The organism is Hymenobacter sp. UYAg731, from assembly GCF_054061335.1.
In genome coordinates, this window is the sequence record NZ_JBSSEC010000001.1 from 281070 (window position 1) to 295902 (window position 14833).

The following is a 14833-nucleotide window of genomic DNA, read 5'->3' on the forward strand; positions in this document are numbered from 1 at the left end:
CACCCGGCAAGGAATCGGTTTTGCCACGGGGCCAGTGCCACAAAGGTAACAAAACGCCTTCCTGACGCGGTTGCCCGGCTGCCCGTATCTTGCGGGCCCTTCCCCGGCTTGGTTTGAGCCGCACGTTTTGCTTCCTGAGCTATGTCATTTCGTTTGAATATTCTGCGCCGGTCGGCCGGCATTGGTTTGCTGGTTTTAGCTGGACTGAGCAGCATTTCCGCTACTCCGCCCTTCCCACGTAAGGCCCGGCTGGGCAAAGTGCTGGGGGCCGATATCTCGTTTCTACCGCAACTAGAGGCCCGGGGCGTGAAGTTTTCGGACAAAGGCGTGCAGAAAGATGCTATTCAGATTCTGAAAGACCACGGCTTCAACTATATCCGGCTTCGGATTTTCAACAACCCCGCCGCCGACAGCGGCTACTCGCCCGGCAAAGGCTTCTGCGACCTGCCCCACACCCTGGCCATGGCCAAGCGCGTGAAACAGGCGAAACTCAAGCTGCTGCTCGATTTCCACTACTCCGATACCTGGGCCGACCCGCAAAAGCAGTTCAAGCCCCTGGCCTGGAAAAGCCTGAGCGGCGCGGCCCTGGAAACCGCCGTGCACGACTACACCAAGCAAGTATTGCAGGCCCTGAACGCCCAGGGCACGCCGCCCGATATGGTGCAGGTGGGCAACGAAATCAACCACGGCATGATTTGGCCCGACGGCGACGTGGACAAAGCCGACAGCCTCGCCCGGTTCGATGTGCTGGCCGGCCTGGCCAAAGCCGGTGCCCTTGCCGTGCGCGAAACCACCTCCGCCGCCCTGGTGATGATGCACGTTGCGCTGGGCGGCCAGAACATGAAGTCAACTCTGTGGCTCGACCACATGGCGGCGCGCAAGGTGCCCTTCGACGTGATTGGCGAGTCGTACTACCCCAAGTGGCACGGTACGATTGCCGACCTCAAAAACAACCTGACCGACCTTGCCAAAAAATACCCGCAGGACATTGTGGTGGTCGAATATTCAGAGCGTAAGCGCGAAGTCAACGACATCGCCTTCAACCTGCCGGGCGGCAAAGGCAAGGGTAGCTTCATCTGGGAGCCGCTCAACACCTGGGAATCCATTTTCGACAAACAGGGAAAGGCCAACGACTTGTTGTTAATTTACGACCAAATCAGCCGGAAATACCGGGTTGAGTAACCCGATACCGGCTTCCCATACCATGCCTTACAAAGAGCGCAGCATCGAAAAACAATACTTCACCATTGGCGAAGTGGCTGCCCAGTTCAAGGTGGCCGAGTCGCTGGTGCGCTTCTGGGAAACCGAATTTGAGGAGCTGCGCCCCCGCCGTAGCAAGAAGGGCAACCGCCTCTACACGCCGCAGGATATCGAGGTTTTCCGCACCATCTACCATTTGGTGAAGGAGCGCGGCTATACCATTCCCGGCGCGCGCGACATGCTCAAGCAAAAAGGGCCGCAACTGAAGGAGAAGATTGACGTGGTGCAAAGCCTGGAGAAGGTGCGCGCGTTCCTGATGAGCCTGAAGAAGGAAGTGGAAGCGGCTGGCAAGGCCGACCCCGACGTTGCCGAATAACCTTCCATGCCTGATTCTACCACCACCGACACCCTTTTCCACGAGCTTGCCCTGACCCTGCTGCCCGGCATCGGCCCGCAGCTAACGCGGCAGCTGATGAGCTACGGCGGCGCGGCCAAAAACGTGCTCATGATGCCGCCCGGCAAGCTGCGCCGCATTCCCGGCGTGGGCGCGGCTACCGTGGCTATCCTCACCGGGAAGGACCGCGAAACCGCGTTTCGCAAAGCGGAAGCCGACTTGAAGAAAGCGGAAAAGGACGGGGTCGAAATCATTTTCTACACCAGCAAGCGCTTCCCCAGCCGCCTCAAGCTGATTCCCGACGCGCCGGCCATTCTCTATTACCAGGGCACAGCCGACTTGAACGCGCCCAAAACCGTGGCCCTCGTGGGCACCCGCCAGGCCACCGACTATGGCCGCGAGCAAACCGAGCGCATCATCACCGGCTTGCTGCCGCACCGGCCGCTGGTGGTGAGCGGCCTGGCCTACGGCATCGACATCATAGCCCACCGCGCCGCCCTGCAGGAGGGCCTCGAAACCGTGGGCGTGATGGCCACGGGCCTGGACCGAATCTATCCGCACGCGCACCAAAAAACCGCCGAAAAGATGCGCGAACAGGGCGGCCTGCTCACCGAATTTCCCTTCGGTACCCCGCCTGACCGCTACAATTTCCCGGCCCGCAACCGCATCATTGCCGGCCTGAGCGATGGCACAGTGGTGGTGGAAGCCGCCATCAAAGGCGGGGCGCTGATAACCGCCGAGCTGGCCCTGAGCTACGACCGCGACGTGCTGGCCGTGCCCGGCAACCTGAGCTCGGCCGCCTCGGCGGGCTGCAACGCGCTCATTCGCGACAACAAAGCGGCCCTCTACGCCGAGCCGCGCGACCTGGAGCAGCTCCTGAACTGGGATGCCGCCTTGCACCAGTCAGGCAAGTTCAAGCCGGTGCCTTCCTACTCAGCCGATGACTTCACAGCCGACGAATTTGCCGTGCTAACCGTACTGGCCGCCGCCCCCGGCCGCGAAATGCAGATGGACGAGTTGGCCTGGAAAGCGCAGCTGGCCATCCACACGGTGGCCTCGCTGCTGCTGGCGCTGGAGTTTCGGGGCGTGGTGCGGGCCTTGCCGGGCAAGAAATTCGTGCTGGTGTAAGGGCTATTTCAACTGTGGGCATGCCGGTGGCTATGGGGAGCCGGGCCAGTCAGCGGCCGGGACACGAACCTTATTTGCAGGTTGCGATTTTTCAAAACATTGGGCGTAAGTTTAGTTTTTTTCGGTTTCCACTCTTTTGTCAATTCATTAATGAAAGCACCCCTACTTTTTCTCTCAGGCTTGTGTTTGCTGCCGGCCATCCTGCCCCAGGCGCACGCGCAAAGCATTGACCCAACCTTCGCCCCATCGAGCGTGTACGCGCCGGGCAGCGTGAGTTCCGTGGCCGAGCAGTCGGATGGCAAGCTGGTTATTGCGGGCCGGTTTAGCCGCCTGAATGGCAGCGCGGCCTCGTCGCTGAGCCGGCTCACTCCCACGGGGGCGGTGGATGCCGCGTTTCAGCAAAATGTCGGCGTCACCGCAGGCTTATACGAGATAAGCCTGACGGCCAATGAGAAAATTCTGGCCAGTTCGGGGGGCGGCAACGTGACGGCCGGCGGCCTGAACATGCCCGGCCTGCTCCGGCTCAATGCCGACGGCAGCGGCGATGCCACGTTCAGCATTGGCACGGGGCCGGCGGGACCAACCGTTTACCTCGATGATTTTATCTCCCTGCCCAACGGGCAGACCATCGTGGTGGGCACCTTCGACACGTTTAACGGCGCAACCGTCAACAACATTGTGCGCCTGACATCCACCGGGGTCGTGGATGCCGCTTTCAACACGGGCTCCGGCGTGGCCGGCACCAACTTCACTGAGGTGAACACCATCGTGGCCCTGCCCAGCGGCAAGTTTCTCATTGCCGGGGCTTTCACTTCGTTCAACGGCAACGCCTGCAATGGCCTGGCCCGCCTGAATGCTGACGGCAGCTTCGATTCGAGCTTTTCGACGGGCCTGGGTCCCGACGCTTACATCGTCAACGTACTGGTGCAGCCCGACGGCAAAATCCTGCTCTCGGGCTCAGTTTATGTGGGGGCCGCGACTACCGCCCTGGGCTTGGCACGGCTCACCTCAACCGGTGCCCTCGACACCGGCTTCACGCCCCCGGCCTTCCCGGAATTGAGCGTGTACTCGTATTCGGGGCCTGCCATGCAGCTGCAAACGGATGGCAAAATCCTGATTTCCAGCTCCACGGGCGTACCCAGTGCCAGCGCTGGCCGCCTGGCGCGCCTAAACCCGAACGGTACGGTGGATGCGTCCTTCCAGGTGGGCACGGGGCCATCCAATACGCCCAGCGCCATCACCCTGCTGGCCAATGGCAAGCTGTTGGTAGCAGGTAGCTTCTCCAATTTCAATGGCTTGGGCGACCGCTCACTGGTGGAGGTTGCCAGCACAGGTGCGCTGGACCTGGCTTTTCAACCCGTGCTGCAGAGTGTGGGCAGCATTCTGGCGGTGGTGCGCCAGGCCGACGGCAAGCTTGTGGCCGGCGGCAACTTCTCAGAAATTAATGGCCAGCCGATGCGCCGCCTGGCCCGCTTCAATGCTACGGGCAGCCTGGATACCTCCTTCCCCTCCCCGAACCTGGACAACTCCGTGACCGACCTGGCCCTGCAGCCCGACGGCCGCCTGCTGGCCGCCGGCCCAAGCTTCCTGAAGCGCTACCAAACCACCGGCGCGCTGGATAATACACTGACGGCCATCTTCACCAGCATTAACGCGAAAATACTACTCCAGCCCGACGGGCGCATTCTGATAGGCAGCACCTCGCTGTATATCAACAACACCGCGACGACGGCGGGCTTCATCAGCACGGGCTTTATGCGTCTGCTGGCCGATGGCTCTATCGACAATTCCTTCGCGCCGAATGGCACGGGGCCCAACCGCTTCGTGGGGTTCACGGCCATGGCGCTGCAGCCCAACGGCAAAATTTTAGTGGCGGGTCGGTTTGTGCCGAATGCGACCACCGTCGCCATTCGCACGGTGATGCGCCTGGAAAGCACCGGGGCGCTGGATGCCAGCTTTGCCGGAGCCGAGTTTACCGGCGGCCTCCCGTCCGTCAACAGCCTGGCGGTGCAGCCCGACGGCAAAGTGCTGGCCGGCGGGGTGTTTTCGGGTTATGGCAGCACGGCCCGGGCCGATGTTGCCCGGCTCAACGCCGACGGCACGCTCGATGCCGGCTTTGTGCCGCCCGCCATCAACGGCACCGTAAATCAGCTGCTATTGCAGCCCAACAACCGCATTCTGGTGGCAGGAAGCATCAGCGGCATCGGGTTTCCCAACTACCTGGCCCGCCTGCTGAGCAACGGTGCCACCGACACGTCTTTTGGTACTTCGGCGGTGCCCAACGGCTCCGTGAGTGCCCTGCTGGTGCAGCCCGATGGCGCTATCGTGGTCGGCGGCTCGTTCACGTCCGTTGGGGGGCAGCCCTATGGGGCCCTGGCCCGCCTCACGGCCAGCAACGTGCTGCACGTGCAGGCCCCGCAGGCCGTGGCCGACCGCACCCAGGCCTGGCCCGTGCCCGCCCACACCACCCTCACCGTGGCCCCCGACGCCAGCGCCCATCCCCAGGCCCTCGACCTGCTCGACGTGCTGGGCCGCACCGTGCGCCACCAGGCGTTGAGCAGTGCCGCTCCAACGAATCTGGCTATCGAAAACCTACCCGTTGGCCCGTATCTGCTGCGCGTGACCTACGCCGAAGGCACCGTGACCCGCCGCGTGCAGGTGCAGTAATTTCCGGTAATTTTGAAGCAGGTTAGGGGTTTGCGAAGGACGATAGCCTTTGTAAATCCCTAACCCGCTTCGATTTCATCTCTAATTCTTCCTAATCCATATTTTAACCCGATGAAAAAAAATCTACTTGTTGCGCTAATTCTGCTCGTGGGCGGCAGGGGCAGCCAGCACCTCGCCGCTCAAAGCTTGGACCTGGGCTTTGCGCCGCCCGCCACTTACGCGACGGGCACGGTATACTCGGCGCTGGAACAGCCCGATGGCAAGCGCGTGGTGGTGGGTGCCTTCAACCGTGTGAACGGTACGACGGCCAACTACCTGACCCGCCTCAGTCCCACCGGTACCATAGATGCCGTCTTTCAGCAAAACCTCGGCACCACGTCGCAGGTGTACCGCGTGAGCCGCCAAAGCAATGGGCAGCTGCTCCTGGTTAGCTACAGCGACATCGTAACGGCGGGCGGCATCACCCGCAACGGGCTGCTGCGCCTCAACGCCGATGGTACGGGCGACTTCGCCTTCAATCCCGGTACGGGGCCGGAAATCTCCGGCAGTTCGGGAGCCATTGACCAAGCCTTGCCACTAGCCACGGGCCAAGTGCTAATAGTGGGCTATTTCGACCACTTCAATGGGGCAACTTCCAACTACATTACCCGCCTAAGCTCGACCGGCACGGTTGACGCGACCTTCAACCCCGGAACCGGGGCCGACAACGAAATCGTGACCGCAGTGGCTTTGCCCGGCGGCAAGTTCCTGATTGGCGGCTCTTTTACGTCATACAATGGGGTGGCGTGCAACGGCATAGCGCGCCTGAATGCCGACGGCAGCCTCGACCTCAGCTTTGTCTCGCCCTTCGCGCAAGCCGATGAGGTCATCAACATCGCCGTGCAGGCCGATGGTCGGATTTTGATAGCCGGTGCGTTCAACCAATCCGGCGATGCCCTGGTGCGGCTGCTGGCCGATGGCACCATCGACAATTCGTTTACCCCACCCACAACTTTCGCCAACAGCTACGTCTTTTCCTATTTTGGCGATGCGGTAGTGGTACAGCCTGACGGCAAAATATTAGTAACCAGCCCTGCAAACAGCTCCCCCGGCACTGCCGTGGCCCGCCTTAATACCGACGGTTCCATTGATGCGTCGTTTCAAAACGGAAGCGGCCCCAACAGCAAGCCGATATCACTAACCCTGCTGGCCAGCGGCGGCATACTGGCAGCCGGCAGCTTTACGGACTATAACGGTCCGCTCGACCGGGCTTTGATGCAGCTCACCAGCACTGGCGCGCTCGACACCTCGTTCCAGCCCCTGATTCAGCTGCCGGGCGTTATCAGTTCAATTGTGCGGCAGGCCGATGGCAAACTGCTCGTGGGTGGAGGCTTCAGCGAGATTAACGGCCAGACCGTGCGGCGGCTGGCACGCATCAATCCCAATGGCTCGCTCGATGCCACCTTCACGCTAAGCGCACCCATTCCGTCCGCCATCATGCGGCTGGTCTTGCAGCCCGATGGCCGTTTGCTGGTAGCCACGCAGAATTCGGTACAACGCTACCTGACCACCGGTACCCTCGATAATACCTTCAGCGCCCCGAGTGTGGCCAACCGCATTATCAACCACCTGCTGCTTCAGCCCGATGGCCGGATACTGGTCGGCGGCAGTTCGGCCAATACCTTCGGAAGTAGCCTGCTCCGTTTGCTGGCCGACGGTTCGGCCGATGCTTCTTATGTGCCAGCGCTCAGCACGGGTCGGCTCACCTATTTGCAGGCGATGACCCTGCAGCCCGATGGTAAGCTACTGATAGCCGGTAATTACACCCCCACCAACGGCGCTGCTTACCGCACGGTATTTCGCCTAAGCAGCACCGGCACACAGGATGCCAGCTTCGCCCAAACGCCCATTGCCACCTTTATTCCCAATTACGGGGTATATGAGTTGGCCGTGCAGGCCGATGGCAAAGTGGTGGTAGGCGGGCAGTTTACGTCCGTGGGCGGCATTTCCCGTAACAGTATGGCCCGCCTTAACGCCGACGGCACCCACGATACCGGCTTCACCCCGCCCAATGTCGGGGGTACCGTGTACAAGGTGGTATTGCAGCCCAACGACCGCATTCTGGTGGGCGGCTCCTTCTCTGGCAACGGCCTGCCCGCTAACCTGGCCCGCCTGCTGCCCACCGGTGCTGCCGATGCCACCTACGCAGCCACCGCCGTGCCTAATAGCACGGTGCGCGCCCTGCTGGTGCAGCCCGACGGTACGCTGATGGTGGGCGGTAACTTCACGGCTATCAGCGGGCAGCCGGCTTTGGCCCTGGCCCGCCTCACGGCCAGCAACGTGCTGCACGTGCAGGCCCCGCAGGCCGTGGCCGACCGCACCCAGGCCTGGCCCGTGCCCGCCCACACCACCCTCACCGTGGCCCCCGATGCCAGCGCCCATCCCCGGGCCCTCGACCTGCTCGACGTGCTGGGCCGCACCGTGCGCCACCAGGCGCTGAGCAGTGCCGCTCCAACGAATCTCGCTATCGAAAACCTACCCATTGGCCCGTATCTGCTGCGCGTGACCTACGCCGAAGGCACCGTGACCCGCCGCGTGCAGGTGCAGTAATTTCCGGTAATTTTGAAGCGGGTTAGGGGTTTGCAAAGGCTGACGACCTTGGCAAATCCCTAACCCGCTTCAATTTAATTTTTTATCCTTCTCATCCCACTTTTCACCCTGATGAAAAAAAATCTACTGATAGCAGTTGTTCTGCTCATTGGCGGCAGGGGCAGCCAGCACCTGGCCGCCCAAAGCCTGGACCCGCAGTTTGGCCCGCCGACCTTGTATGGCGTGGGCACCGTGTCCAACGCCATCGAACAGCCCGATGGCAAACGATTGGTAATCGGTGAATTCCGGCGGGTAAACGGCACCAGCACGGCTTCGCTGGTGCGCCTGACCGCAGCGGGTGCCCTCGACCAGCCATTCCAGCAAAACCTCGGGGCCTTGGACGGAGCCTACAAGGTGGCCTTGCAGGCCAACGGCCAGCTGCTGGTGACCACACTTCTGACGTCGCCCATCACGGCGGGCGGCATCACGCGCAGCAGCGCCATTCGCCTGAACGCCGACGGCACCGGCGATGCCAGCTTCAGCCTCGGCACGGGCATTGCCAGCGCATCGGGCTACACCTACATCGACAACCTGTTGCAACTGCCATCGGGCAAAATCATCATCACGGGCGCTTTTGACCACATCAATGGCGTGGTGGCCAACAACATTGCGCGGCTGAACAGCGACGGCTCGCTGGATACCACCTTCACCCCGGGTACGGGCAGCGATGCGGAAATTGAGTCACTAGTCCTGCTGCCCAGCGGCCAGCTATTGATTGGCGGCTATTTCACCGACTACAACGGCAGCGCGGTGAATGGCTTGGCCCGCCTGAGTGCCACGGGTGCCCTGGATGCTTCGTTTAGTACGTCGCTGGCGCAGTATGATGAGGTCAGTAACCTTGCGGTGCAGCCCGACGGGCGGATTTTGGCCTCAGGGTACTTAAGCAACGGCAGCAACCGCGGCCTGGTCCGGCTGTTGGCCAACGGCAGTCTGGATAATAGCTTCGCCACGCCGGCTACTTTCTCCAACTTCTCGGCTTACTCCTACTACGGAAATGCGTTTGAGCTTCAGCCAGATGGTAAAATTGTCGTTATCAATGCCGTTGGCGTGAATTCGGCCGGGGCAGCCGTATCGCGCGTTTCCCGCTTGAATTCGGATGGTTCGCCCGATACCGGGTTTTTGATGGGAACCGGTCCCGATTCGTTTCCTCGCGCCGTCACACTGCTGGCGAGCGGCAAAATCCTGGTTTCCGGCGGGTTCACCAATTTCAGTGGCACACTCGACCGCAGCCTGATTCAGCTAAATGCGAATGGCACTATTGACGCAGGCTTTCAGCCGGTGATTCAAACTTTTGGAGCCATTTCCTCGGTGGTTCGGCAGCCCGATGGCAAAATAGTCGTTGGGGGTTCCTTCACTGAATTCAATGGCCAACTGATTCGCCGGCTGGCCCGCGTGAACCCCGATGGCACGCTGGACCCCACGTTTGCCATTAGTTCCACCTTCGAAGGGGCTTCAAACCTGGCCCTACAGCCCGACGGCAAGATACTGGCCCTGTCGGTGCAGAAGGCGATACGCTTGCTGCCCACGGGGGCCATCGATAACAGCTTCGCCGCCGACTTTACGGGAAGCCAGTTGTCGCGTATGCTGTTGCAGCCGGATGGCAAAATCCTGGTTGCCGCTACGGGCAGCATTATATTGAATGGAGCCGGCACCAACAGCATGGTGGTGCGCCTGCAGGCCAACGGTTCCCCGGACGCGACATTTGCCACGGTGCCTCCGGTCAACAACTCGCTGAGCGCGGTTTACAGCATGGCTCTGCAACCCAACGGCAAAGTATTGATTGCCGGCATCTTTGCCGGCAATGGCAGCTTTCCGACGGCCATTCAGCGGCTGGAGAGCACGGGGGCCGTAGATGCAACGTTCACCCGCAGCGTGTTCGAATTCGCATCGCGCCAGTCCAGCGCGGTGTACGCCCTGACGGTACAGCCCGACGGCAAGATTCTGGTCGGGGGAAACTTCGATACGAACTGGGGGGCCAGCCGCCGGAGCCTGTCGCGCCTGAACGCGGACGGCACGCTCGATACTGGCTTCACGCCGCCGCCCATCAGTGGCTACCTCTATTCGCTGCTGGTGCAGCCCAACAATCGCATCCTGCTTGGGGGCACCTTCACTAGCGCCACCCTGCCCTCCAACCTCGCCCGGGTACTGGCCAACGGGCAGGCCGATGCTTCATTTGGTAACACCGCTACCCCCAATGGCATCGTGCGGGCCCTACTGGTGCAGCCCGATGGCAATCTTGTGGTGGGAGGCGGTTTCTCAAGCCTAAGCGGCCAGCCCAGCGTGGGGCTGGCCCGTATCACGGCCTCCAATGTGCTGCATGTGGCCGCGCCGCAAGCCGTAGCCGAACAGACGCTGGCCTGGCCGGTGCCTGCCACGGGCGTGCTTAACGTTGCGTTCGACCTGCATTCGCACCCCCAGGCCCTTGCGCTGGTCAATGCCTTGGGCCGTACCATGCGCCAGCAGGTACTGAACGGGGCCGCCCCCGTGGCCTTGCCCCTCGAAACGCTCCGCGCCGGTATCTACCTGCTGCGCGTGACCTACGCCGAAGGCACCGTGACCCGCCGCGTGCAGGTACAGTAAGCTACGCCGGTTGCTAGCAGCCAGAAACGGACGGGCCAGCTGGCTCGTCCGTTTTTTTGTGGGCACCGGGCCGCCGTCCGCGCTACCTTGCGGCCCATGCTGCTGCTCAACAACCACCTGCTGCCCGCCGCCACCCTGCCCCTGCCCAACCGGGGCCTGGCGTTTGGCGACGGCTTTTTTGAAACCCTGATTTTCGCCGACCATCGCCTACGCCTCGCGGCCGGTCATTGCCAGCGTATGCAACGGGCCGCCGCCGCCCTCTACCTCGCGCTGCCCACCGAGCTCGCCACGCCCGAAGCCCTGGAAACCACCCTGGCCCGCCTCGCCACCGCCAATGCTTTGCCCGCCGCCCGGCTGCGCCTGCAACTCTGGCGCGCCGGCGGCGGCCGCTACTCCCCCACCACCGCCACCACCGAATGGCTGGCCACCGCCGAAGCCTTCGTGCCCGATGAAACACCCATCGAAAAGGCCGGTTTTGCGCTGGAAACGCATTCCATTCATTCTCCGCTCAGCTTTTGCAAGGGGCCACAGGCGTGGCTGTACGTGCGCGCCGCCCACGAACGGCAGCAGCGCGGCTTGGATGAAATCATTCTGTGCGATGCGGCCGGGCATGTGGCAGAGGCGAGCGCGGCGGCTATTTTTTGGGTGAAGGACGAGGTGCTGTTTACGCCCGCGCTTGAAACGGGCTGCGTGGCGGGCGTGCGCCGGGCGCAGGTGCTACGGGCGGCCCGGGCGGCGGGCGTGGATTGCCGGGAGGAGCTGTTTTTTAAGGAGGAATTATTGGCGGCGGATGCGGTTTTTACGGCGAATGTGGCGGTGGTGCGGGCGGTGCGGCAAGTTGGCAATGCATGGTTTGAAGCATCACGGCCCGAGCTACTGCATTTACTTCGTGCCTTATAAAAACCATTGGCTCAGAATCGCATAAGCGACCAGGCAAATACCAGCGCCGGCCAACGTAATCAGCACAGTCGCGCAAACAGACTCCACGTCGAGGGCGGCTTCCTGCCAGCCAAAACGATGCAAACCCGCCGGCCCATGCTCCCGCCACAAATGGCTCAAGCTATGGCGGCTCCGCTCTCGCAGCCACAACCGCAGCAGGCCCGTGAAAAGCATAATGGGATAAAGCGCCAGCAGCGTTGAGTTACGCACCACCGACCAAACAACCGCTACGATGGTATTGAATAGCGGCACTACAATCATCTCGCCTAAAACCTCACTAATGAAATCGCCTAACATCTTGAACTGACTTTTGCGATGAACTGAAATCAAACTGGGTGAAAGAGGAAATAGCCGACGCTTAAACGCTCATTGCTCAATAAATCGCATGGGCACCACCAGCGAGTCCTGCACCGACTTGGAGCGTACGAAGCGCAAGGCCCCCAGCACCCGCTGCGCCTCGGCATCGAGGGCTTGGATGGCGGCGGGCGGGTAGGCGCTTTCGGGCATCGCCAGCTCGCGGCGCATCACGCGGGGCGGCTGGCGCACCGAGCCATCGGGCCGTACCAGCACGCGCACCAACAGGCGGCCGGTGGGCAGCGGGGCCTTGGGTTGCGCGGGCGTGGGCCGGGCGGCATCCGGAAATTTGGCGTGCTCCGATACGAATTCGAAGAACTGCGTGCGGCCCGCTGCCAGCTTGCCTGGGTCGGCTTCGTGCCAGAAGCGCGGCAGGATGGGCGACTGCAATTTTGCGGGAGCCTTCACCACCGGCAGGCGGCCCTGCGGCAGCATGGGGAAGCCCGGCGCGGCATACTGCGCCCAGGCCGGGCCGGCCGCCAGCAGCGCGCATCCTCCCATGATTATCCCCAGCGCGCTGTTTTTCATGCTGCCGCCTATACGGCCACAGGCGCTTTGATGGCCGGCCACGGCTCGTAATTCTCCAGCTTAAAATCCTCGTATTGGAACCCGAAAATATCGGTCACCGCTGGGTTGATGTGCATCTGGGGCAGCGGGCGCGGCTCGCGCTCCAGCTGCAGACGGGCTTGCTCCAGGTGGTTGCTGTAGAGGTGGGTGTCGCCGCCGGTCCAGATGAACTCACCCGGTTGCAGCCCTACCACCTGGGCCAACATGAGGGTGAGCAGCGCGTAGCTGGCAATGTTGAACGGCACGCCCAGAAACACGTCGGCCGAGCGCTGGTAGAGCTGGCAGGAGAGCTTGCCATCGGCCACGTAGAACTGAAACAGGGCGTGGCAGGGCTGCAACTTCATCTCCGGCAGTTCGGCCACGTTCCAGGCCGAGACGAGGATGCGGCGCGAGTCGGGTTGGGTCTTGAGCTGCTGGATAATCTGCGCAATCTGGTCGATGTGGCCGCCGTGGCCGTCGGGCCAACTGCGCCACTGGTGGCCATACACGGGGCCGAGGTCGCCGTTGGCATCAGCCCACTCGTCCCATATTTTCACGCCGTGCTCCCGGAGGTAGGCAATGTTGGTATCGCCCTGCAAGAACCACAGCAATTCGTGGATGATGCTCTTCAAATGCACCTTTTTGGTGGTCACCAGCGGGAAGCCCTCGGCCAGATTGAACCGCAGCTGCGGACCAAAAATGGATACCGTGCCGGTACCTGTCCGGTCGGTCTTCACGGTGCCGGTGTCGAGGATTTGGCGGAGCAGGGCTTGGTATTGGCGCATGAATAAAAACTTAGCTATGCTGATTTGGGCTTCGAATATCGCCGCACAATTGCAACAAATATGGCTACCAAAGCTCCGTAAAAAACCAGACTTCCCATCAGTGAGCCTAGTTTGTAAGCCCGTGTTTGGGTTTCTGGGTCAACAGGGGCAGTCATCTTTACCTCTGTATGAAATGAAGAAAAGAAATGGTTACGTCTTTCAATTATTTCAGGGTCTTGCTCAGAATTTGTCCAAAAACTTTGACTATAAAAAGTCCCGTTAGCAATCAGTAATCTTACAAATTTAACTCTGGGTAAATCTGGCTTGTTGGGTGTTTCATACTGTGCCTCAATCCCATTGAAACCATTTACAGTAAACGGCTTTTGGGCGATGATTTGACCACCGCCTGCCGCCGACAGTGTTCCCTTTAGGGCTTCGTCATAGAACTGTGTTAACTCGGTCGCTATTGGGTTTCCACCATAAGCATCATGTTGTAGGGCAGTTAGATATACAGCTTTCTCATCTTGGTAAAAGCAGGCTAGCGTTTCCACAGATTTTTCCACAGACTTCTTCCGCTTAACGTGTCCAGGAAAATCTACTGTTGTTGAATCATCAATGCTGACTCTATTCCAGTGCTGTGCCTTACCAGATAGAGCGCAGAAAATAAAGAAGAGCAGAAAGGCCATTCTCAGGCTTGAATAAGTGAGCTTGGACATTCTACGAACGCAAAAATTTAAATTTATAAAAAGCCGCCTCGTTTCCGAAGCGGCTTTTCGTTTCTCAGCAGCGGCCAAAGCCGCCAGTGGTAATTACAGTTTAACGGCAGCCTCCGGCTTGGCGGCGGGTTTCACGCTGGCAGTTTTGCCGCCTTTCATGCAGCACGACGAGCCGCCGGCCATGCCTTTAGTGCAGGTTTCTTTCTTGCCTTTCTGGCCGGGCTTGTCGTGGCCGTCGTGGGCAAAGGCGGTAGTGCCGGCGAAGGCAAACAGGGCGAGGGCGAGCAGGGTATTTTTCATGGGAAACGAAGTGGGGTGAGGGGATAATTAAAGCAACCAATTATTCGCAGACCCTAAGATACACCACGGCCGGGCTTTACTTCAGCTTCTGCTCCAGCAGCGCGATTATTTCCTTGTTGCCGCCTTCTTTGGCCAGAGCCAGGGCATCTTTGCCGTCGTCGTCTTTGGCCCGCGCATCGGCCCCGCTGGCCAGCAGCAGCGCGACGATAGCGGCGTTGCCTTTGCTCACGGCGGTCATGAGGGCCGTGGTTTTAAAGGCATCGACCTGGTTGACCTGGGCTTTGGCTTGCAGCAGCAGCTTCACCACATCGAGGCTGTTGTTGGTAGCGGCCGTGATGAGGTAGGTAGTAGCCGAGCCCGGCACAATTTCGATGGGGGTATTGGGGTCGGTGCCGGCTTTGAGCAGGGCTTCGGCCGTGGGCAGGTCGCTTTTCAGCACCGCTTTTTTCAGGCTTTGGGCGGGCGTGGGCGTTTGGGCCGGGGCCGTGGTAACGAAGTAAAACACGGCAGCAACCAACAATAATGCGCTCTTCATATCCTGACTCAGCAATACATTTTGGAGTAAATAATTCACAAAGATGCGCCCGCCGGCGGTGCGAATTGCGCGAAAAACGCCT

Annotated in this window: 13 protein-coding genes; 7 read left to right on the forward strand and 6 right to left on the reverse strand. The window is 60.9% G+C overall.

From position 1 onward, the window contains the following. Positions 1 to 141 precede the first annotated feature (141 nt). The 7 genes from ACVWYF_RS01170 to ACVWYF_RS01200 all read left to right on the forward strand — a co-directional run bounded on the left by ACVWYF_RS01170 (position 142) and on the right by ACVWYF_RS01200 (position 11497). The gene (locus tag ACVWYF_RS01170) at positions 142 to 1182 is read left to right on the forward strand and encodes a glycoside hydrolase family 53 protein (protein WP_457063779.1); all 1041 of its coding nucleotides are present in this window, start codon (positions 142 to 144) and stop codon (positions 1180 to 1182) included. 22 nt (positions 1183 to 1204) lie between these two features. Continuing rightward, on the forward strand, positions 1205 to 1576 hold the full coding sequence (locus tag ACVWYF_RS01175; RefSeq protein WP_457063781.1) for a MerR family transcriptional regulator: 372 nt from the start codon (positions 1205 to 1207) through the stop codon (positions 1574 to 1576). A 6-nt stretch (positions 1577 to 1582) separates the two neighbouring features. After that, positions 1583 to 2722, forward strand: a complete 1140-nt coding sequence (gene dprA / locus ACVWYF_RS01180; RefSeq protein ID WP_457063783.1) for a DNA-processing protein DprA — start codon at positions 1583 to 1585, stop codon at positions 2720 to 2722. 150 nt (positions 2723 to 2872) lie between these two features. Beyond that, positions 2873 to 5389, forward strand: coding sequence for a hypothetical protein (locus tag ACVWYF_RS01185; RefSeq protein WP_457063785.1), 2517 nt, complete (start codon positions 2873 to 2875; stop codon positions 5387 to 5389). 111 nt (positions 5390 to 5500) lie between these two features. Beyond that, a complete protein-coding gene (locus ACVWYF_RS01190) occupies positions 5501 to 7978 on the forward strand; it encodes a hypothetical protein (RefSeq protein WP_457063787.1) in 2478 nt (825 codons plus the stop codon). Positions 7979 to 8089: 111 nt separating this feature from the next. Next, positions 8090 to 10597, forward strand: coding sequence for a T9SS type A sorting domain-containing protein (locus ACVWYF_RS01195; RefSeq protein ID WP_457063789.1), 2508 nt, complete (start codon positions 8090 to 8092; stop codon positions 10595 to 10597). 96 nt (positions 10598 to 10693) lie between these two features. Beyond that, positions 10694 to 11497 carry an aminotransferase class IV gene (locus ACVWYF_RS01200; RefSeq protein ID WP_457063790.1) on the forward strand — a complete coding sequence of 268 codons (804 nt, stop codon included), beginning with the start codon at positions 10694 to 10696 and terminating at the stop codon, positions 11495 to 11497. Here the strand turns inward: ACVWYF_RS01200 and ACVWYF_RS01205 are convergent. The 6 genes from ACVWYF_RS01205 to ACVWYF_RS01230 all read right to left on the reverse strand — a co-directional run bounded on the left by ACVWYF_RS01205 (position 11492) and on the right by ACVWYF_RS01230 (position 14751). Continuing rightward, positions 11492 to 11866, reverse strand: a complete 375-nt coding sequence (locus ACVWYF_RS01205) for a hypothetical protein (RefSeq protein ID WP_457063792.1) — start codon at positions 11864 to 11866, stop codon at positions 11492 to 11494. The genes ACVWYF_RS01200 and ACVWYF_RS01205 overlap by 6 nt on opposite strands. Positions 11867 to 11902: 36 nt before the next feature. Next, positions 11903 to 12418, reverse strand: a complete 516-nt coding sequence (locus tag ACVWYF_RS01210; RefSeq protein ID WP_457063794.1) for a hypothetical protein — start codon at positions 12416 to 12418, stop codon at positions 11903 to 11905. Positions 12419 to 12426: 8 nt separating this feature from the next. Continuing rightward, positions 12427 to 13221: a thymidylate synthase gene (locus tag ACVWYF_RS01215; RefSeq protein WP_457063795.1), complete on the reverse strand. Its 795-nt coding sequence runs from the start codon at positions 13219 to 13221 to the stop codon at positions 12427 to 12429. Between the two features lie 14 nt (positions 13222 to 13235). Then, complete coding sequence (locus tag ACVWYF_RS01220; RefSeq protein WP_457063797.1) at positions 13236 to 13916, reverse strand: hypothetical protein; 681 nt, start codon at positions 13914 to 13916, stop codon at positions 13236 to 13238. 93 nt (positions 13917 to 14009) lie between these two features. Next, positions 14010 to 14216: a hypothetical protein gene (locus tag ACVWYF_RS01225; RefSeq protein WP_457063799.1), complete on the reverse strand. Its 207-nt coding sequence runs from the start codon at positions 14214 to 14216 to the stop codon at positions 14010 to 14012. 76 nt (positions 14217 to 14292) lie between these two features. Further along, the gene (locus tag ACVWYF_RS01230) at positions 14293 to 14751 is read right to left on the reverse strand and encodes an ankyrin repeat domain-containing protein (RefSeq protein WP_457063801.1); all 459 of its coding nucleotides are present in this window, start codon (positions 14749 to 14751) and stop codon (positions 14293 to 14295) included. Positions 14752 to 14833: the final 82 nt, after the last annotated feature.

What these genes read in the sequence shown, in the direction of transcription:
- ACVWYF_RS01170 (WP_457063779.1), top strand. Translation starts at nt 142, where the DNA reads ATGTCATTTCGTTTGAATATTCTGCGCCGGTCGGCCGGCATTGGTTTG.
- ACVWYF_RS01175 (WP_457063781.1), top strand. Translation starts at nt 1,205, where the DNA reads ATGCCTTACAAAGAGCGCAGCATCGAAAAACAATACTTCACCATTGGC.
- dprA (WP_457063783.1), top strand. Translation starts at nt 1,583, where the DNA reads ATGCCTGATTCTACCACCACCGACACCCTTTTCCACGAGCTTGCCCTG.
- ACVWYF_RS01185 (WP_457063785.1), top strand. Translation starts at nt 2,873, where the DNA reads ATGAAAGCACCCCTACTTTTTCTCTCAGGCTTGTGTTTGCTGCCGGCC.
- ACVWYF_RS01190 (WP_457063787.1), top strand. Translation starts at nt 5,501, where the DNA reads ATGAAAAAAAATCTACTTGTTGCGCTAATTCTGCTCGTGGGCGGCAGG.
- ACVWYF_RS01195 (WP_457063789.1), top strand. Translation starts at nt 8,090, where the DNA reads ATGAAAAAAAATCTACTGATAGCAGTTGTTCTGCTCATTGGCGGCAGG.
- ACVWYF_RS01200 (WP_457063790.1), top strand. Translation starts at nt 10,694, where the DNA reads ATGCTGCTGCTCAACAACCACCTGCTGCCCGCCGCCACCCTGCCCCTG.
- ACVWYF_RS01210 (WP_457063794.1), bottom strand. Translation starts at nt 12,418, where the DNA reads ATGAAAAACAGCGCGCTGGGGATAATCATGGGAGGATGCGCGCTGCTG.
- ACVWYF_RS01215 (WP_457063795.1), bottom strand. Translation starts at nt 13,221, where the DNA reads ATGCGCCAATACCAAGCCCTGCTCCGCCAAATCCTCGACACCGGCACC.
- ACVWYF_RS01220 (WP_457063797.1), bottom strand. Translation starts at nt 13,916, where the DNA reads ATGTCCAAGCTCACTTATTCAAGCCTGAGAATGGCCTTTCTGCTCTTC.
- ACVWYF_RS01225 (WP_457063799.1), bottom strand. Translation starts at nt 14,216, where the DNA reads ATGAAAAATACCCTGCTCGCCCTCGCCCTGTTTGCCTTCGCCGGCACT.
- ACVWYF_RS01230 (WP_457063801.1), bottom strand. Translation starts at nt 14,751, where the DNA reads ATGAAGAGCGCATTATTGTTGGTTGCTGCCGTGTTTTACTTCGTTACC.